The organism is Alcaligenes endophyticus (genome assembly GCF_026344035.1).
Lineage (GTDB): Bacteria > Pseudomonadota > Gammaproteobacteria > Burkholderiales > Burkholderiaceae_B > Alcaligenes > Alcaligenes endophyticus.
Window position 1 is genome coordinate 841,519 of the sequence record NZ_JAPKND010000001.1, and the last position, 19,316, is coordinate 860,834.

Sequence of the window (19,316 nt, forward strand, 5' to 3'; positions counted from 1 at the left end):
ATCAGCACGACTTACTGGCGTATTTGTTGTGGTAACCACGTTGCCATTTCAGGCCAAATGATGAGTAGCGTCACCATCAGAATCATGACCAAGAACATGGGGAAAGCAGCTTTAGCAAGGTAGCCTAAATCGTGCCCCGTCATACCTTGCAAGATAAACAGGTTAAACCCAACAGGGGGAGTAATTTGAGCCATTTCTACCGTGATAACCACAAAAACCCCAAACCAAATGGGATCAATACCAGCCTGGCGAATAATGGGTTCTACGATAGAAATCGTCAATACCACAGCTGAAATACCGTCTAAAAACATACCAATGACGATATAAAACAGCAGCAACACAAACAGCAACTCTAGCTGAGACAAGCCTAAAGTGCCAATCCAGGTAGCAAGTGTGCGCGGCAAACCAATAAAGCCCATAGCCAGTGTCAAGAACGCTGCCCCCGCCAACAGTAAAGCGATCATGGCCGAGGTACGCGTCGCCCCCAATAAGCTATCAATAAAAGTGCCCCAACGAAGTGAGCCCTGTAGCGCTGCAATGATTAAAGCACCCACCACCCCAACAGCCGCCGCTTCGGTTGCCGTAGCAATACCCGCATACATAGAGCCGATCACCATGCCAATCAGAGCAATGACAGGAAACAAACTACGTGAACGCCAAAGCTTTTCTTTAAATGAAATCGTGGGTTCTTGTTCTGGCTTCCAAGTGCGGGAAAAACGTGCCGCAATGCCGGTGTACAGCATAAAAAGCAAAGCCAGGACTAAGCCGGGAATAATTCCCGCTAGAAATAGCTTGCTGATAGACTCGTTAATCGTCACCCCATAAACAATCAAAATCAATGATGGGGGGATTAATAAACCCAGCGTGGCTGCACCCGCCAAGGTGCCCATAATCATGGACTCAGGATAGTTACGCTTACGCAGCTCGGGGATAGACATGCGTCCAATGGTGGAACACGTGGCTGCAGAAGACCCTGATACCGCCGCAAAAACTGTGCTGCCTACAATATTGGTATGCAATAAACCGCCCGGCAAACGTGACAACCAAGGCGCTAAGCCTTTAAACATGTCTTCTGACAAGCGAGTTCTATATAGGATCTCTCCCATCCAAATAAATAGGGGGAGGGCGGTTAATGACCACGACGAAGACGAACGCCACAATATGGTCATCATCGCATCGCCGGTTGGGCGAGTCGTAAACAACTCCATGCCAACATAGGCGCAGCCTAACAGGGCCAGACCCACCCATAAGCCACTACCTAGCAATAAGGCCAGCACGAAAAGAAACGTGCCAATAATATAAAAAGATTCCATGGTCAGCAGTATTGTTATCGATTGTTAACCCACAACATCAGCAGCGATATTGTCCTGTTTACGCACCAGCAGACTGACCAAATTATCCAAGAAGCAAATAGCCAAAATAACGGCTCCTATTGCTAATGGACTTTGCACGATCCACAAGGGAGAAGCGTCTTGACCTTGACTGACATCACCCAGTTCATAAGACCAATACACCATCGTTACCGCATACCAGGCCAAAATACTCGTCATGATGAGCGCTAAGGTATGACATAGCAGTTCCGCGACGTAGCGAGCAGAGCCTGTTAAGCGACCAATAAGCAAAGAAACTCGTACATGTCCACCTCGATTCAAGGTGTAGGCAAAAGCCAAAAAAGAACTGGCCGCCATCAAGTAGCCAGCATAATCAGTCGAGCCAGGAAAATTAATGCCTGCTGCACGTGCCCCCATTTGCGCCACAATAAGCAGCAATAGCGCAAATAGACAAACGGCTGCTAGCCCACCGGCCACGGTATAGAGCGCGTCGAGCACACGACGCAATTTACAAAGCAGTGAAGTCACAAATGTATACCTAAGTTAATAGGGGAAAGGGAGGGGGCCACATGACTCTCCCCCTCGCAGGGTGTTATTGAGCCTGATAAGCCTCAATAATCACTTTCCCGTTATCCCCTGCTTTTTTGAGCCACTCAGCAGTCATTACTTCACCAAGTTTAGCCAAACCAGCTTCTAGCTCTGGGCTGGGTTCGGTCACGGCAACACCGTTTTCATTCAAGGTCTTCATGTACTGCTCAGACAAGGCCATCACTTTTGCCAAACCTTCTTCGTAGGTTTTATCACCGCACTCGGTGATGGCAGCACGTGTCGCATCATCCAACTTATTCCACGCACGTTTGTTCACAAAAACTGCGTTACGCGGCAACCACGCTTGTACGTTATAGAAATACTTCACGTCTTGTTCCCACACTTTGGAGTCCACCCCAGTGGTGCTAGAGGTCATGATGCTGTCGACCACACCAGTAGCCAAGGCCTGGCTCAATTCAGCCGCTTCAATTTGCATAGGAATCATGCCAGCCAGCTCTGCAATGCGGGCAGTAGCAGCGTTGTAAGCACGAAACTTAATACCTTTCAGATCATCGACCGTATTAATCTCTTTTTTGGTATAAAAGCCGCTAGCAGGCCAAGGTACGGAATACACATACACTAGGTTCTGTGAGTCCATGACCTTTTTCATTTCTGGAAGAGCGGTTTTCCACAAACGATCCGAAGCTTCGAAAGACGTAGCCAAGAACGGAATTGCCTCGATACCATAGATAGGGTTTTCGTTTTCGTGAGCAGAAGTTACCCGTTCGCCGATACTCACTTGGCCCGTTTGCACGGCACGCTTAATATCATTACCAGCAAACAAAGAGCCATTCGGGTGAGTCACAATTTCCAGTGCTCCACCGGTCTTATCTTTAACACATACCGCGAAATCGGCTGCATTTTCCGAGTGAAAGTTGTTCGCAGGATATGCCAAAGGCATATCCCATTTTTCTGCTTGCGCTTGGCTTGCCCAAGCAGACAAGGCGAGCGACACCATAAGGGGGGTCATAATCATACGCATGTGAGAGTCTCCTTTTAACCTTAAATAGTAACGAACGTAAGTATATTAGCGTTATTCTCAAATAAGGTTTAGTTCTTTACCAACAATACCAAATGCCTCAATGGCCTGATCCAACTGAGCACGCGTGTGCGTCGCACTCATTTGAGTACGAATTCGCGCCAAGCCTTGGGGCACGACAGGAAAAGAAAAGCTTACAACATATACCTGACGTAGCAATAAGCGCTCAGCCATTTCTGCGGCCACTCGCGCATCACCCAGCATGACAGGGATAATCGGATGCTGGCCTGGAATAAGCTCAAAGCCCAGTTTGGTCATCGCCTCCCTAAAGTACTGGCTATTTGCATGAAGCTGCTCACGGCGCTGTTCACCTTCATCGCTTTGCAGCAGTTCCAGTACGCGCAGCGTAGCGGCGGCAATGCTAGGGGCTAGGGCATTAGAGAAAAGGTAAGGACGGCTGCGCTGACGCAAGATCTGAACAATGGTGTCGCTAGCGGCGACATATCCGCCCGATGCTCCACCCAGTGCTTTGCCGAACGTTCCGGTGAGAATATCAACCCGGTCTTGCACCCCACATAAGTATGGCGTGCCTCGCCCCTGAGCCCCCATGAAGCCTACTGCATGAGAGTCGTCCACCATGACCAACGCACCGTAACGATCGGCTAGATCACAAATACCACACAAATCAGCAATAATGCCGTCCATCGAGAACACGCCATCAGTAGCAATAAGCTTAAAGCGCGCACCCGCTTGATCCGCTTCAATCAGTTTTTGCTCTAGATCGTGCAAATTATTGTTTTTGTAGCGAAAGCGTTTCGCCTTACACAAACGTATCCCATCGATGATGCTGGCGTGGTTGAGCTCGTCGCTAATAATCGCGTCTTGCTCTGTCAGCAGGGCCTCGAACAACCCCACGTTCGCATCAAAGCAACTGGAATACAAAATTGCTGCTTCTTTTTCTAAGTACTGCGCCAGTTGCTGTTCAAGCTTAGTATGAATGGATTGCGTACCACAGATGAAACGCACGGAAGCCATGCCAAAACCAACATTATCCAAGCTGTTCTTGGCCGCTTCCACTATTCTGGCGTCATCTGCCAAACCTAGATAATTATTAGCGCAAAAGTTCAACACTTGACTGCCTTCTTGCAAGTTCACGGCTGTCGATTGTGCTGCGGTAATCACGCGTTCAGATTTATAAAATCCAGCTTGACGAATATCATCCAGTTGAGCTTGTAAATGGGTTTGAAATTGACTTTTATGCACGGTGTATTCCTATCTCAATAATGGCAATAGTGTCTGCTATAGTTAAGCTTGGTTTAGTTCTGCCATTCCTAAATAACAGACTATATTCCAATATATCGAATTAAGATACTGCGCACAAACACCTATATTTTGCTAACTACCATTCACAACACTCCCCTCATGCCCAGCCCTAATGCCGCTGCAACGAATATGGTGCCCCCAAAAGTAGGGCAAGAAATACAACGTTTGCGCAATGAGCGCAAACTCACTTTAGAAGATTTATCGCGCTTAGCAGGGGTGTCAAAATCCATGCTGTCCGAGATTGAGCGTAATCGCGCCAATCCTACTATCGCTGTGATCTGGCGGCTAACTACAGCCTTGGGCATTAGCCTAGACGAGTTGTTTTCTACGGATAATCAAGCAGAGCCCATAAAAATCCTTAACGCTGAAGAATGTCCTACCTTAGGCAGTCAAGAAAAAGGTTATCAACTTAAGGTATGGGGCCCTATCGATTTAGCCGGGCGCTTCGAATGGTATGAGCTCCAACTTGCGCCACAAGGGGCTTTGGTATCGGATGCCCATGACCCCGGCACGATGGAACACATCACGCTATTGCGCGGCAGCATAGAAATCGAAACCGAGACCCAAAGTCGACTGCTACAAAAGGGCCAAACCGCTCGTTATCCGGCAGATCAAGCGCACACGTTACGGAATAAATCGAAAGAAATTGCCAAGGCGTTGTTAGTGGTCGTGCATGCGTAGCTTATTGTTTGCACACCGCACTTAGTTGCTGCAGCAACACGTCGCACAATGCCAAAACCGGCAAAGGTAGAGAAGTATCTGCAACCGCCTGAGCTTGCCAATGGCTATGCAGCGTCATAGGTAAGACTGTTAACTCAGAAATACACACAACTTGGGCGGCGGTGCCTAGTAGCTTGCCCAAATAAGCGGGCAACGCCGACATACTAGAACCGGCCGCCACCACGAGCACCACATCCGACGCCTGTAAGCGTGGTAAATACAAGGCTACGCCACAGTCGTCTGCAGGTAATAGCTGCACATTTTCCTGCACTGCGAACAACTTACCTACCAAGTAGTGCGCTAAAGGCTGTTCCAGTCCGACAGCAGCCACCCAAATTTTACGCGCTTCACTCACTGCAGCCACCATGGTCTGCAACTGTTGCGGGGTGATATCTTTATAACTATCGTACACATGCTGCTGCAAAGATCCCGCATGCTCAGCTAATACTGGGCTTAATGTGGCCGACCGCCCTCGCAACAAAGGCCGAACAAGCGCCGAGTCTTGATTAGCCCGCATGTGCCGCTTTGCTTCCTCGAAGCCCTCATATCCCAACCTGCGAATAAAGCGTGACACCGTGGCGGTCGATACCTCCGACAATTGCGCCAACTCCAATGAGGAGTAACTGGCTAACTCACCTGGAAAATCGCGAATAAATTCCGCTAAGCGTTTTTCTGCCGGATGTAACTGCGGCAAAATTTCAATCACTCGCTGTATAAACGAGGACGTCGTTACGTTCATAGATAATTCCTTAACGCCACCTTACCAACCAATGCGGCAAGCCAACCAGCGCCGGCAAAAACAATATCCGTCTTAACACTAAATAGCAAGTCAAGCGTTCATCCTTATACCGTTAAAACTTGAAACGAGTATCCGCTCCGCAACCATTGGCACCACCCACTCCCTACACACTTTGCAATATTTGCTGCCTTTTGCATGTACTTTTGTGTCAATTGAGTAAAGTTTCTCTACTACGCTAGGGGAAATACCTTTGCTGGAACGCCTATGAAATGGATGAATAATGCTAGGATTGTGGCCATTTTTGCGGTGGTTATGCTGCATGTGGCCGCCTACCCAGTGCTCAATGCAGAGCTGGGCTCCAACACATGGTGGGTAGCCAACATTTACGATTCTGCCCTGCGCTGGTGCGTACCTATATTCGTCATGATTAGCGGTGCGCTCTTGCTGGAGCCACGTCAAGAGGGGCTAAGCAGCTTTTATCGTAAACGAGCAGCCCGTGTACTGTTACCGCTGCTATTTTGGAGCGCCTTTTATCTACTCTGGGCCAAGCTCAAGCACGGAGCGTATGGCAATGACCCCAGCGAGATAGACATCTGGGAGCGTCTCAGTGCAGGCAAACCTTATTTTCACCTTTGGTTTCTGTACATGTTGGTGTTTTTGTACTTGTTTGCGCCATTTTTTCAAAAGATGATTCAAAGCTGCAAACCCAAACACCTACACTGGGTGGTGCTTTGTGGCTTCGCCTTAGCAGCGCTGAACGCGGCACTGACCAAGATGGAGGACACCAGTTCAAGTTGGTTTTTTAACTGGTTTTTATTGTATATACCGTATTTTTTACTTGGCCATGTCATCCGTCACATGACATTGAATATTCCGCGTCGTTGGCTATGGCTAGGCCTTATGAGCTGCATTGTCGCCACGGCCAGCGGCGTCTATGCGCTGGCCATGCGCACGGATCTAAGCACCGGCACTTATTTTTACGATAACTTAAGCATTACCGTGATTCCCATGTCAGCCTGCATTATCTTATTGCTACGCGACTGGAATCACTCCCTTATCACCAGCCAGTTCACCCACACCCTCAGTAAGCTGACTTTGGGCGTGTACCTCCTGCACCCGATAGTACTGGATATCGCTTATTACTTTGATATCAATGCCATTACTTTCAACCCTTTATGGAGCATCCCTGTGCTCAGCCTACTTACTTACGGAATTAGCCTAGGTTTAGTCGCTGGCTTACAGCGCACCCCATTGCGCCACACCCTTTAGGCCTAAACCACCTACTGTAAGAACAGCATCAAAAATTCCTGTTACCCTATTAACTTCATCGCGTACGTTTAATCGAGTGAGGGAGTTTTCATGCAGTTTGCAGCTATATTGTTTGATTGTGATGGTGTATTAGTAGACAGCGAACCCATTACGATTACTGTATTGCGCGACATGCTCGCCGAACAAGGCTGGAACATGAGCTATGACCAATGCTATGACCTATTTATCGGCAAAGCCACCATTGATGAGTTAGCCCTTATACGAGAACGCACGGGCAAAGACTTGGGAATGGACTGGATACTCCAATTTAGACAACGTCGCAATCAAGCCTTGAGTGGTACGGTGATGCCTATTCCCGGCATACGCGAAGCGTTACCCATCATTCAACAACGCTATCCTAATGGTATCGCCTGCGCCTCGGGTGCTGATCGTCCGAAACTTAATTTACAGTTGGGCCAAACCGGCTTACTGGAGTTTTTTCAAGGACATATTTATAGCGGAGCAGAAACAGCGCGCAACAAACCCTACCCAGACGTATACCTTGCCGCCGCCCAAGGTTTAGGCGTATCCGCTACACAATGTGCCGTTATTGAAGACAGTACCATAGGAACACGCGCTGGCGTCGCAGCCGGAGCTACCGTTATTGCTTATTGCCCAGCTGGCCAAGAAACGCAGCTACGTGCAGCGGGAGCCGCCTATACATTTAGACGTATGGATGAGTTAGCGGACTTGCTCGAAAAAATAGAGCAAACCCAAGTCCAAGACAACAATGCAGTAAACTAGACCTACTCATCGTCCTTATCATTTTCTCTTTCATCGTCTTGATGAAATTTATGCAAAATACGATGTGCGAATGGCAGCACCACAATACTGACAGCAACCGCATAGGCTAAGCTGACATACACACCATACATCGCATAAAACAAGCGCCCGCCTATCGTGGCGGGTAGCTTACTAACCCCTATCCCCCCAATCACCAGTGCGGCATCAATTGCCGCTTCGTGCCAATGGATATCATCCTCGAAGAACCAATGGCCCAGCGCACCGATAATCAAAGTAAGCGTAATAAACCCTAAAGCCATAAGCAAATGGGTAAAGGCTCTAAACCAAAATGCCTTTTTACCCAACATGGCTTGAGTCTTTTTTTCGTACATACACAGTCCTGCACTGTAAATAACAATATTAAGGTAAGTCTTGGGCCAAGACCCACTGCGCCAACTCACGAGTTAATGTATCGGCAGCCACACCAAATGCCTTCACGACGGCCTCGACGGAAGTTCCGTCTACTTCTTGCTCTACCAGAAAGCGCTGAGTATCGATGAGGCGTATCTTACCATTACGATCACTATTCAAACGCGCCACAAAACGTAGCTGTACAACAGGCTGGCCATGTTGATATTGCACCTGAAAGGCCTCTAGATTGCCATCTAGCTCTATGTCGGCTTGAGCATTATCCGCATCCAATACCACGCCTCTGAACTGGGATAAATCTCGAAAGCCGCTGGCAATACGATTTCGTAATAAGACAGGGGCTGTATCCATCCACCGTGCACCAGCATAAGAGCTCACTTGATTACCATCCGGCAGTACGATTATCCGAGTACTACCGTGAGCCTGATCGGTATAGGGAGCTGAGACGCGCAGAACCAGTTCGCGCGCTGGCCCTGTCTGACGCGTCGCAGGCAAGGTTTTTTCAGGCAACTGGTATTGAGTTAAGGTGACCGTCTCGGGCAAAATAGAGCATGCACTCAGCCCCAGCAACACTATCGCCGCTCCCAGTGCAGCACGCCAATTCTTCACACCGTTCATGGTTGAAACTCCTGAATCTGTTCACGACCTAAAAGAAAACCACTGGGGTTATCCTCAAGCCTAGTACCCACTTGGCGCAACGTCGCCAAGGTACGACGCAACTCGCGCATTGTAGGCTCCAACTCAGCAAAACCCTGCGCACCACGGCCAATCATGGCTGCGTTGTCCTGCACTAATTGATCTAACTGGCTGCTTAACTGTTTAAAGCTCGTTAAGGTGCTTTGCATCGCATTCATTACTTGCTTACCTTGCTGATCGACTAGCCCTTGAGTCTGAGCAAAAAGTTCGGAAGCTTGTCCACTAGCATTATTTAATTGATTTACCAGCCCTGGAATATCATCGCTGGCTTGTGAAAGCTTGGCTAACAACTGTTGCAACTGCTCAAGACTGGCATTAATATGCGTGGCATTTTCTGGCGACAAAATGGCATTGGCCCGATTGAGCAAGGTAGAAATATCTGTCATAAGACCTTCGCCACCGGCCATTAACTGAGCGATCGGAGAGGGTGTGGCCATAATGACGGGCAAGTTATCACCGCTGCCCATTAAAGTGGGGCTATCCGGCGACCCGCCACTTAACTCAATGACGGACTGCCCCGTAATACTGGTTAGTGCCAGACGGGCACGAGTATCTTGCTTGATGGGTATCATCGTCTGGACGCTAATCAGCGCTTTGACGCGACGTAGGTCTTGCGGATCCAAATGCAAGCTACGCACTTCGCCCACACGAATGCCGTTATATTGCACAGCACTGCCACGAGATAAGCCGCGCACAGCCTCGGTGAATACAACCTCGTAGTCTTTAACCTGATCGTCATTACCCGACTTAGACAGCCACAATGCAAACAAAATGGCAGCACCGGCCACAATCAAAGTAAAGAGCCCAATCAATACATGATGAGCACGCGGTTCCATTATTGTTTCTCCCGTCTAGTCTGAGCCCGAGCAGCAGCTCGCCCCCGAGGCCCTTGAAAATATGCCTGAACCCATGGATTATCAAATTTTTCCACGCTGGCTAAGGTGTCATTCACCAACACTCGCTTATCGGACAATACCGCGACTCGATCACAGATCGTATACAGCGTATCTAGATCATGCGTCACTAAAAACACCGTCAAGCCTAAGGCCGCCCGTAACGTCAAAATTAACTGATCAAACTCAGCCGCACCAATTGGGTCTAAGCCGGCCGTTGGCTCATCCAAAAATAAGATTTCAGGATCTAGTGCTAAAGCACGTGCCAGAGCAGCACGCTTAATCATGCCTCCTGATAACTCAGCCGGATACTTCGCTCCTGCATTGGTCGGTAGACCCGAAATACCTATTTTCATCGCGGCAATATGCTCGGCATCGGTTCGAGACAAACCCAAATGCTCAATCAACGGCAAGGCAATATTTTCTGTCACCGTTAAGGAAGAAAATAAAGCGCCTGCTTGAAACAGGACGCCCATGCGGCGCTCTAACAATGAGCGCTCGGCAGTGGGAAGTTGCCGCAGCTCTTGACCAAACACCGTGATATCGCCCGCAGCGGGAGGCAATAAACCAATAATAGCGCGCAACAGTACCGACTTGCCCGTACCCGACCCGCCCACTACACCGAGGATCTCTCCTTTATGCACATCTAAATCTAGGTTTTCGTGCACCACATGGGTCCCGAACTGGTTGCGCAAACCGCGTACACGAATAATGTCGTCGCTACTATTTTCTAGGCTCATTTACCACCCCATTTCCATAAAAAATAGTGCGGCAATAGCATCTATTAAAATCACTGTAAAAATGGAGTGAACCACCGCCATGGTCGTACGCTCGCCCAGCGACTGAGCACTGCCTGTAACTTTAAACCCTTGCATACAGCCAATAATAGCGATTAAAAAGGCAAAAATGGGCGCTTTACTCATACCCAAGAAAAACTGAGTCAAGCCTACGTCCGCTTTAAATACGCTCAGAAACATAGTGGGAGAAATTCCCAATGTAAGAGCGCACACCATCATGCCTCCAAAAATTCCCGACACCATGCCCACGAAAGTAAGCAAAGGCAAAGCAATAAGCAAGGCACAAACGCGCGGCACCACGAGCAATAAAATCGGATTCAAACCCAAGGCACGTAAGGCGTCGATCTCCTCGTTAATATTCATGGAACCAATTTGTGCCGTGAAAGCACTTGCGGTACGTCCCGCCATAAGAATGGCGGTTAACAGCACGGCGAATTCTCGTAAGAAGGAGAAAGCAACCAAATCGACGGTATAAATCGTGGCGCCAAAATCACTGAGTATCGTTGCACCTAAAAATGCCACCACCGCGCCTACCATAAAGGTCAGCAACGCAATAATGGGCACGGCATTTAAACCGGTTTGTTCTAGTTGAGCAACGATAGAGGTAACGCGCCACTGCGCCGGACGAAGAAAGTTAAGAAACCACGTTTCTAGTGTTAAGCCGACAAAACCCAATAGCTCACGCACATTGGAAAAAAAGCGTAAGGTCGCTATACCAATATGACCCACCACTGTATACAAGGTGGCTGGCGATTTAGTGGGGGGCGGTGGTGCTGGGGAGTCGATCGCCGCTTGCGCAACGGTGTCAACCAAACGTTGACGCTCAGGTGATAAACCCACCGCTTGTTTTAACACCTGGACAGCACGCTCGCTGCCTAACCACTCACACAACAATTGTGCGCCACTAGTATCTATCGTGTTAAGACTAGAAAAATCGAGCTGACTGCCCGCTTCTGGAGAATAAGTTTGCTGCTGAAGCACTTTTTTTAGTTCTTCATAATGAGCAAGAATCCAATCACCCTGCACATAAATATAAGAAGGCGACTGAGCACTACAACGAAGAAAATTATTGGTTACGCTTGGCATGGCAGTAGTCTAAAGGAATTTATAACGCTACGCATTTAATTTACACCCCTACGCATTAGACGACATTAACAGCGGTTCCCAACTGACATAGCACCCTATATTGGCTACCTTGGTGGGTGGGCACCGAAGCAATTAAATAGGCCTGCCGACAATAAATGGGCACCTCGGGCTCTACCTGTTCGGACTCAATCGTCACGGCCTGACAATGGCGCAACAACGAGACATGAGGAATAAAATCACGCTCTGTGCGTTTCCACCCTCGCTCTTGGAGTAATTGCCACAAAAACTCATGACGTTCACGCAACTGCTTGAGCGCATCGCTTTGTGCCGCATCTGGCCCTAACCATAACACTGCAGCCCGCTCAAACAAGCCAACGCGATTTAACCGTAACGCCAAGGGCTCCCAACTAATCGTTTGCAGTGCTGGCAACAATTGCTTTAAACGCCCCACCGGTGAGGCCCCCATAAAGGCTAAGGTCAAATGCATATGTTCTGCCAACATAGCTCGCCCCCCATACTTCCCCTGGGCTTGTGCCGCTAAGCGTTCTAAATGCCCAAGTGCGCTGGGTTCGGGCCATAAACCTATAAAACAACGCAGTTGCACATGTAGCGGCAAGGTCTGCCACAAATAAGTATCCATACTCATGGGCATAACGGCTATTTAAAGCCATCTATGATTTTAGTCAGTCTTTGTTTCATATTCCCTTCATCGAGCGGTTGTAGCCATTTACACCTGATCTGTTCAAGCGCCTAAGCTAGGAGGAAACGAACTTAAGGCGTTAACAACTGCGCCAATAAACGCTGTATAGCCTGTTCACGACGTTCATCAGCGCCCACGACATACTGAGGATCTAAGGTGGACCAAGCTGGATGAGCACGTGCTTGGCGCAACGCCTCAGGCAAAGTTCGCTCGCGCCATGCTACTTGTTCACCCAGTTGTTCAGCCTGGTCGTACGTTGCTTGAGCTGTGCTTAACTGTATAGGCTGTTGCGCAGCATGGCCACGACGCTCTAAGGCGTGTACCAAACGCAACTGTCGCACGGCTAATAAGCGCAATACGGACTCATCTGCCCTTAACTCAACCTCACCGCGCAATTTACCCAATAAGCGCCCACCCCAGCTCTCGGCCCCTTGCCACATGCCACCCGCCACGGCGCCCAACATCGTACCCATTCCCAAGCTCAAGCCGCCCGTCAGCACATCCACCGTAGCACCAGCTACCGCTCCTGCGGCCATTCCCTTGCCAACACGCACACCAAACTCTTTCACCGCCTCTGGATCAAAGAGATCCATGCCCCAGTGTTGACCGTCAAAATGGGGCAGCTCAGTCAACACGTCACGCGGACCAAAGTTATAGCACTGCAACATCGCCCGTACACAGGTGTTTTCTCGTGCCACTAAGCGCTCTTGTAGCAACACCGTCGCAGCGTTTCTGGCCCCCTCATCATCTTCACAACGCAAGCATAGCGCCGCGGCGTCAATCAATAACTCAGCAAGTAAACGCATGGCGGCATGACGCCGTTGAGTGGCTTGCTGCTGCAAGTCCAGCTTGACGGTTTTCAGTAGCCCCGCATGCGTCTCCAAGAGCACTGCCAACTTGTCATATAACACTGCCTCACCATCTAGAGCAGGAGCCACCGTGTCAAACTCTGCCAACGCATGTAGCCCTAAGCGTGCTAGTGCCTGACGCCACTCTTGAGTACGTGCCTGCTCACTGTGCATGAAGTTTAATACCGGCAGAAGGGGGCGACCACACAGTGATAATAAAAACAGTTCATCTTTGTGCTTACTCAGGACGGGATCACGAACGTCGATCACATACAAGCCCGCATCGCTGGCTAATAGCTTTTGCAGAACCCGAGCCTCTTGCTCGAACCTTGTCTGGGCAACGGGGGAGGCCAAAAATCGAGCGATTCGTTCGGGCCCATCTAGGCGCTCGCCACTCGCACTATGCTGCTCGAGATAATCAAGCAACGCCATGCTATCTTCCAACCCAGGGGTGTCATATAAAGCCAGCAATGGCTGTCCGTCAACCCGTAAACGGGCACCCTCTACATGGCGGGTAGTACCAGGACTATCGCGCACCTCACCAAACGTAGGGTCTCGTGTTAGCGTGCGTAACAACGATGTTTTACCGGTATTCGTGTGTCCCACGACCGCTAAATTTAACATCTGTTCGCTCATGCCTACTCCCTATCTAGTCCGTGAAACTCAGTCTGAATTTGCTCGGTACTAAAACCTGCCTGCAATAGGCGACTACGCCAACTACTCAAGCGTTCGGGCGCCGTGGCGACGCGGTCCGCCAATAAAACCAGTTTGCTCTGTTGGGCCAATTGCGCCCACTCCAATAACGTAGCTATCGTTCCTCGATCGGGGGTCAAGCTGGCATTACAAACCATAATCAATAAAGCAGGAGACTGGGCCTGCAAAGCGGCCACCACCTGCAGGCGCTCAGCCCGAGAGTCTACTCGTCCTAAATCGTAGACATCTAGGGGAGCGGATGGCGGCGGCCATGTTTGATCAACGGGCCACTCTAGGCCAACCATAGCACGTGAGCCGGACATCAGCATCCTCGGGACGTCTGGCTGCCAGTGAACCCTGTAATCTGCCCCTGCAGCCCCATCTACCCCTGCAGGCTCTACTGCTGGGAAAAGCCGGCTTCGCAACGTCGCCAAGCCTGGAAGGCTTTCGTCCACCGTTAACTGCACCGCTAAGCGACGCACCCGCCAGATGCTCAGCACTAAGGCCAGAAGACGCGGCAAGATGCCATACACCAACAGCACACCCAGCAGCCAACTAGACCATAGCGTCTGTACTGAGGCATCCAGCGCATGAGTGCCATCGCTCAAACGAATAGCCGAGGCATCAGGCATAGCAAAACCCAGTAGACGGGGCAGGGCGCCAAGGGTTTCAGCCCACCACACGAAACTCGTGGGGTCAAGCAGTGTGGTTTCCCAATTAAATTGATAGCTGCGCGCCATTAGCAACGCCAACGTGGTTCCAAAAGCTGCTATCAAAGCCACTAACCATAAGAAATGGCTCATTACCCCAAAACACCAGACACGAGCCTGAGCACGTGCCAATACCGAACCTAAAGCTTGGGGTATCAAGGCAGCGTCAGGGCCGCGTACCAATCGTTGGCTAAGATAAAAACATAAGTCTGTGACCCAACTTGCCGCCGCCACCTTAGCTCGCGGCCAGCAGACGCTCAACAACCAAAATAAAAAGGTAAGACTGTGCAAACCCAATAAGGCGAGCAATACCAACACCACATTCACTGGCCGAGTACCATTACCCAACGCGCCTAAAGCTGCCGCACTACCGGTGAATGCCGCGACAAGGGCAAAGAGCAAGCTAAGCCCTGCCATCACTCGAAGCCAACGATCCCAAAGCTGACACCAAGATTCACGCTGCGCTACGTACTGGGCACGATGCAATAGCCGCTGAGCAAAAGTGCCTCCCGCGGCCTGAGCGCGTCGGGACTCGCTAAGATCATCCAGCGGCCCCCATAGGGTTTCACGTAAGCGCAAAGCCTCTAGCAGGGTAAATAAACGCCAACGCTCTACGCCCAACAAGTTTGCCACAGACATTCCCAATGTCCCCTAGAGCAAAACAGGAGCGTTAGACAAATGGTCCTGCTCGGTATCAGACGCCTGACTGGCGCTTGGTGCGCCCTGCCGCAATAACTCTTGAATTTGCTGTACAGCATCGACTAAGCCAGACAAATACTGCTGCTGCCCCAAGGCCTGCCGTAAACGATTACACACTTGCTGCCACTCGGCGTCCTCCACGCGTATCCCGCGATCAGCGATAATTTCGATACGACGTTGATCAAGCGCTAAATACAACAATACGCCGCTGTTCAAGGGGGTATCCCATACCCGCAACCGTCCAAATACCTCTAGAGCGCGCTGATAACTATCGTGTTCATGCGCAGGCATAACAGCCTCTACCGCCAGCATTAGCTCTCCGGTATGGCCTGCTTCCGATTGCCCGATTTGCTCAGCAAGATGTGCTAACACCTCGGTGTTGAAATACCGCCGTTTTAACCACTGTCCCTCAATGGTGGACCATCCCGTTACTACCTTCCAATGCTTGCTCATTTGTGTCCTCCGGTTTACCAACTGCCAGAAGCGCCACCGCCGCCGCTACTACCACCTCCACCGCCGCCAAATCCACCTCCACCGCCGCCAAATCCACCGCCACCACCACGGAAGCCACCGATCCCCCCGCCTAACCCACCCATAGCGCTGCCATGTCGTGAGGCCCGGCCCGAGCTAGCACGGCCCCCAGCACCGAACATTCGTCCTATTTTGCTAATTAGAAAAGCCAATATGCCTACACCCAGCGCAATGGGTATACTGGCTGTCACCGCCAGTGCAAAAACAGCGCCCGCAAAGGCGGCAAAGCCCGCTGGCATCATAAACGCCATAAATAGTATGGCTAGCAAAGGCTCCCAGGTCAGCTCATCAGCTTCATACTGAGTGCTGCCGGAAGACGCGACTGCTGGCAGCTCTTCCCCTTCTGTTAATAGGACCAAATTATCGATAGCCGCTTCGACCCCCGCAAAGTAATCACCCTGCGCAAACGCTGGGGCCATTTGTTCACGAATAATACGTCCGGCCTGCAAGTCAGTAATGGCTCCTTCTAGGCCATAACCTGTTTGGATACGCATGCGGCGATCGTCTTTCGCCACCAAAACCAACACCCCATCATCGATGTTCTTACGTCCAACACGCCATGCGTCAAAAACACGCTGAGCATAGCTCTCAATGGTGTCTTCTCCTGTGCTGGGCACCATAAGGACAAAAATCTGTGCCCCTTTTTCCTTCTCTAGGGCCGCCAGACGCTGATTCAATGACTCCCTCTGAGCCGCACTTAACGTGCCCGTTGTGTCGGTGACCCATGCTGTGGCGGCTGGTACCGCTGGCGCCGCCTGCACGGGTGCTGCCAGCCCTATGGCTATAGAGACAGCCAGCCCTATAAGCCCATAATAAATAATCCATACCCACTTGGATTGCCGTCGATGCAAAGTTGCTGGTACAAAGCGTTGCTCAGCGTACATAACACACCCCTAATTCTTTATTACCCAGGCGCGCCCGTTTCATCAAGTCATCCGCGAATATCGGCCGCCTAGGACCTACAGGCCCTTTAAGAGTACTTATTGGGCACTAGCAGGCACATCAAAGCGCACCTCGGGATCACGCATAATTTCGCCTTGGCGTGCAACGCCATAATTTTGCTTAGGCTGATAACCAAAAATTTTCGCGGTAATTAAGTTAGGAAACTGGCGAATGTATAAGTTGTAGTGCTGCACGGCCTCTACATAACGCCCGCGTTCAGTAGCAATACGATTTTCTGTGCCCTCTAGCTGAGTCATCAAGTCGCGAAACAAGCCATCACTTTTCAACTGCGGATAATTTTCTGACACGGCCAATAAACGAGACAGCGACGAAGACAATTGATCTTGTGCATCTTGGAAGCGTGCCATGAGTTCTGGATTATCTAAATCTGCCGCGTTCAACTGAATGCTGCCTACCTTCGCCCGCGCCTCGGTAACCTGTGTCAGTACCGTCCGTTCATTGACCATATAAGCATTGACCGAGTTGACTAATTTTGGCACTAGTTCAGCACGTCGTTCGTACTGGTTCAAGGTCTGCGACCACGCCGCATTCACCTGCTCGTCTAGGCGTTGAATTTCGTTATAGCCGCAAGCGCTCAACATAGAGGCTATTAGCATTGCCAGACATATACGTAACCACCGAGTCATAAGGTATCTCTCTTCATACAATGCCACACACAACACTGCACATTAGCGAACGCCAATGGCCGATTGTACGCACCGTTTCCCATCAAATATGGGCAGGTAAGTAAGCTTAGTTATTTTCGCACAACAAAACGATCATGCTTATTTTGTATTTTAGTTGCGTCAATTAGGGATAAGCCTCTATTTCACGTTATAATGTTTCTTTTGTCACGCAAAACTCCAATCATTTGCGTCAGGTGCAGCAGGCTATATCTTACTAGTCCTGCCTCAGGCATTGTTGCCATCAACCTCCTTTACGTTAGCCTGGATTGGAATTGCTCAAAAGCAATTGGCTAGACACTGGAATTCTTCTTGGACTCTCATCTTACTTTTGCCTCTCTTGGACTGGCAGAGCCCTTGCTGCGTGCTATCACTGACGCAGGTTACCAACACCCCACCCCTATTCAAGCGCAAGCCATCCCCAAAGTCATGCAAGGGGGCGATCTTCTTGCTGCGGCTCAGACAGGCACTGGAAAAACAGCCGGTTTCACCCTGCCAATTTTGCACAGGTTGCTTAACGAGGCACCTCAAAATCGCAAACCAGGTCGCCCTCGCGCCTTAATACTCGCCCCAACACGCGAACTGGCTGCGCAGGTCGAAGAATCTGTGCGCCTTTATGCCAAACACACGCGCTTACGCTCGATAGTGATGTACGGCGGGGTAAATATTAACCCCCAATTTAATGCACTGCGTAAACCAGTAGACATACTGGTCGCCACGCCTGGACGCTTGCTCGACCACGTGCGCCAGCGCACTGTCGACCTTAGCGGCGTAGAAATTCTCGTTCTCGACGAAGCCGACCGTATGCTAGACATGGGCTTTATCCGCGATATTCGCAAAATTCTGAGCTTAATGCCCGTTGAACGTCAAACATTGCTGTTCTCGGCCACCTTCTCGGATGAGATTCGCGACTTGGCTCGTGGTTCACTACGTGCACCCGAAGAAATTGCCGTCGCCGCCCGCAACACCACCAACGAGCTCATCACTCAACAAGTGGTGCTTACCGAGCAAAGCCATAAGCGCGACCTCCTTAGCTACATCATTCGCGAAAGCGGCTGGAACCAGGTTTTGGTTTTCTGCCGCACGAAACATGGTGCAAACCGCTTAGCGGACAAATTGGCACGCGATGGTTTAACGGCCGAAGCATTACATGGCAATAAAAGCCAAGCTGCTCGTACTCGTGCACTGGCTGGCTTTAAAAGCGGCAAGGTTGTCGTACTGGTAGCAACAGATATTGCCGCTCGCGGCTTAGATATCGACCAGCTCCCATATGTGGTTAACTTTGAACTGCCTAACGTACCTGAAGACTACGTGCATCGTATTGGTCGCACTGGTCGTGCAGGTAGCGAAGGTGTTGCCCTATCGCTGGTTGATCGCAGCGAAATGCGCTTACTCAAGCAAATTGAGCGTTTAACACGCAACAATGTTGAACGCATCGCGATCGATGGCTGGACTCCTCCTAGCGCCGAAGCCCTCAGTGCTCAAGCAGCCGCTGACCGCGAGGCACATAGGCTGGCTGAAGCCGCAGCCCCTAAACAGCGTAGCGCTAGACCTATGCGTGGCCACAAGGATAACCGCGGCGGTCAAGCAGACACGCGGCCCCGTCGCCCTGCAGCTACTACTGCTGCCGCCGCTGACACCCGTCCACGTCGTCCCGCCAAAGCTCGCCCACAGGCAGGCAGTGCTAAAGGGCCTCAAGCCAACAACGGTGGTGGCGCGCGCCGCTCCGGTGGTAATGACGGTCGCAAAAGCCGCCCTAATAGTGCTATAGGCAACTAAAAACGCTTATAGTGCTTGTCTGACTCCGCCTCAGGTCAAATTCTTGTCTTGAGGCGGTGCTGTTTCAGAACCATTAACCGTTTAAAAACGATAGGCAGCTACATGAAGGCTGCACAGAT

At 50.5% G+C, this 19,316-nt stretch carries 20 protein-coding genes; 4 read left to right on the forward strand and 16 right to left on the reverse strand.

Going from position 1 to position 19,316, the window contains the following annotated elements; genetic code table 11:
- Positions 1-11: 11 nt before the first annotated feature.
- The 4 genes from OSH01_RS03885 to OSH01_RS03900 form a co-directional block, all read right to left on the reverse strand.
- Positions 12-1,313 (reverse strand): TRAP transporter large permease, encoded by a 1,302-nt coding sequence (locus OSH01_RS03885; RefSeq protein WP_266122729.1) that lies wholly within the window; start codon positions 1,311-1,313, stop codon positions 12-14.
- Between the two features lie 24 nt (positions 1,314-1,337).
- On the reverse strand, positions 1,338-1,859 hold the full coding sequence (locus OSH01_RS03890) for a TRAP transporter small permease (RefSeq protein ID WP_266122730.1): 522 nt from the start codon (positions 1,857-1,859) through the stop codon (positions 1,338-1,340).
- Positions 1,860-1,923: 64 nt separating this feature from the next.
- A complete protein-coding gene (locus OSH01_RS03895) occupies positions 1,924-2,901 on the reverse strand; it encodes a TRAP transporter substrate-binding protein (RefSeq protein WP_266122731.1) in 978 nt (325 codons plus the stop codon).
- Between the two features lie 57 nt (positions 2,902-2,958).
- Positions 2,959-4,161 (reverse strand): glycine C-acetyltransferase, encoded by a 1,203-nt coding sequence (locus OSH01_RS03900; RefSeq protein WP_266122732.1) that lies wholly within the window; start codon positions 4,159-4,161, stop codon positions 2,959-2,961.
- Between the two features lie 159 nt (positions 4,162-4,320).
- On the opposite strand from OSH01_RS03900, the gene OSH01_RS03905 reads away from it, so the two are divergent.
- The gene (locus OSH01_RS03905) at positions 4,321-4,902 is read left to right on the forward strand and encodes a helix-turn-helix domain-containing protein (protein WP_266122733.1); all 582 of its coding nucleotides are present in this window, start codon (positions 4,321-4,323) and stop codon (positions 4,900-4,902) included.
- Position 4,903: 1 nt separating this feature from the next.
- Here the strand turns inward: OSH01_RS03905 and OSH01_RS03910 are convergent, their stop codons facing one another.
- Positions 4,904-5,680: a MurR/RpiR family transcriptional regulator gene (locus OSH01_RS03910; protein ID WP_266122734.1), complete on the reverse strand. Its 777-nt coding sequence runs from the start codon at positions 5,678-5,680 to the stop codon at positions 4,904-4,906.
- A gap of 264 nt (positions 5,681-5,944) precedes the next feature.
- On the opposite strand from OSH01_RS03910, the gene OSH01_RS03915 reads away from it, so the two are divergent.
- Positions 5,945-6,949, forward strand: coding sequence for an acyltransferase (locus OSH01_RS03915; RefSeq protein WP_266122735.1), 1,005 nt, complete (start codon positions 5,945-5,947; stop codon positions 6,947-6,949).
- 90 nt (positions 6,950-7,039) lie between these two features.
- Positions 7,040-7,732, forward strand: coding sequence for an HAD family hydrolase (locus OSH01_RS03920; protein ID WP_266122736.1), 693 nt, complete (start codon positions 7,040-7,042; stop codon positions 7,730-7,732).
- Between the two features lie 2 nt (positions 7,733-7,734).
- On the opposite strand, the gene OSH01_RS03925 is transcribed toward OSH01_RS03920, so the two are convergent.
- The 11 genes from OSH01_RS03925 to OSH01_RS03975 form a co-directional block, all read right to left on the reverse strand.
- Positions 7,735-8,103, reverse strand: coding sequence for a hypothetical protein (locus tag OSH01_RS03925; RefSeq protein ID WP_266122737.1), 369 nt, complete (start codon positions 8,101-8,103; stop codon positions 7,735-7,737).
- Between the two features lie 28 nt (positions 8,104-8,131).
- Complete coding sequence (locus OSH01_RS03930; protein WP_266122738.1) at positions 8,132-8,758, reverse strand: ABC-type transport auxiliary lipoprotein family protein; 627 nt, start codon at positions 8,756-8,758, stop codon at positions 8,132-8,134.
- A complete protein-coding gene (locus OSH01_RS03935; protein WP_266122739.1) occupies positions 8,755-9,672 on the reverse strand; it encodes an MlaD family protein in 918 nt (305 codons plus the stop codon). Before OSH01_RS03935 ends, OSH01_RS03930 begins: the two co-directional genes overlap by 4 nt.
- The gene (locus OSH01_RS03940; RefSeq protein WP_266122740.1) at positions 9,672-10,469 is read right to left on the reverse strand and encodes an ABC transporter ATP-binding protein; all 798 of its coding nucleotides are present in this window, start codon (positions 10,467-10,469) and stop codon (positions 9,672-9,674) included. The genes OSH01_RS03935 and OSH01_RS03940 overlap by 1 nt, the downstream gene beginning before the upstream one ends.
- Positions 10,470-11,612 (reverse strand): MlaE family ABC transporter permease, encoded by a 1,143-nt coding sequence (locus tag OSH01_RS03945; RefSeq protein ID WP_266122741.1) that lies wholly within the window; start codon positions 11,610-11,612, stop codon positions 10,470-10,472.
- Positions 11,613-11,667: 55 nt separating this feature from the next.
- Positions 11,668-12,258 carry an RNA 2',3'-cyclic phosphodiesterase gene (gene thpR, locus OSH01_RS03950; RefSeq protein WP_266122742.1) on the reverse strand — a complete coding sequence of 197 codons (591 nt, stop codon included), beginning with the start codon at positions 12,256-12,258 and terminating at the stop codon, positions 11,668-11,670.
- 125 nt (positions 12,259-12,383) lie between these two features.
- Positions 12,384-13,796: a DUF3482 domain-containing protein gene (locus tag OSH01_RS03955; RefSeq protein ID WP_266122743.1), complete on the reverse strand. Its 1,413-nt coding sequence runs from the start codon at positions 13,794-13,796 to the stop codon at positions 12,384-12,386.
- A gap of 2 nt (positions 13,797-13,798) precedes the next feature.
- The gene (locus OSH01_RS03960; RefSeq protein ID WP_266122744.1) at positions 13,799-15,202 is read right to left on the reverse strand and encodes a DUF2868 domain-containing protein; all 1,404 of its coding nucleotides are present in this window, start codon (positions 15,200-15,202) and stop codon (positions 13,799-13,801) included.
- 12 nt (positions 15,203-15,214) lie between these two features.
- Positions 15,215-15,715, reverse strand: a complete 501-nt coding sequence (locus tag OSH01_RS03965; protein ID WP_266122745.1) for a TPM domain-containing protein — start codon at positions 15,713-15,715, stop codon at positions 15,215-15,217.
- 14 nt (positions 15,716-15,729) lie between these two features.
- Entirely contained in the window at positions 15,730-16,677 is a 948-nt protein-coding gene (locus OSH01_RS03970; RefSeq protein ID WP_266122746.1) for a TPM domain-containing protein, read from the reverse strand.
- Between the two features lie 96 nt (positions 16,678-16,773).
- Positions 16,774-17,382, reverse strand: a complete 609-nt coding sequence (locus OSH01_RS03975; protein ID WP_266122747.1) for a LemA family protein — start codon at positions 17,380-17,382, stop codon at positions 16,774-16,776.
- Between the two features lie 348 nt (positions 17,383-17,730).
- On the opposite strand from OSH01_RS03975, the gene OSH01_RS03980 reads away from it, so the two are divergent.
- Positions 17,731-19,197 (forward strand): DEAD/DEAH box helicase, encoded by a 1,467-nt coding sequence (locus OSH01_RS03980; protein WP_266122748.1) that lies wholly within the window; start codon positions 17,731-17,733, stop codon positions 19,195-19,197.
- The last annotated feature ends 119 nt before the right edge of the window (positions 19,198-19,316 follow it).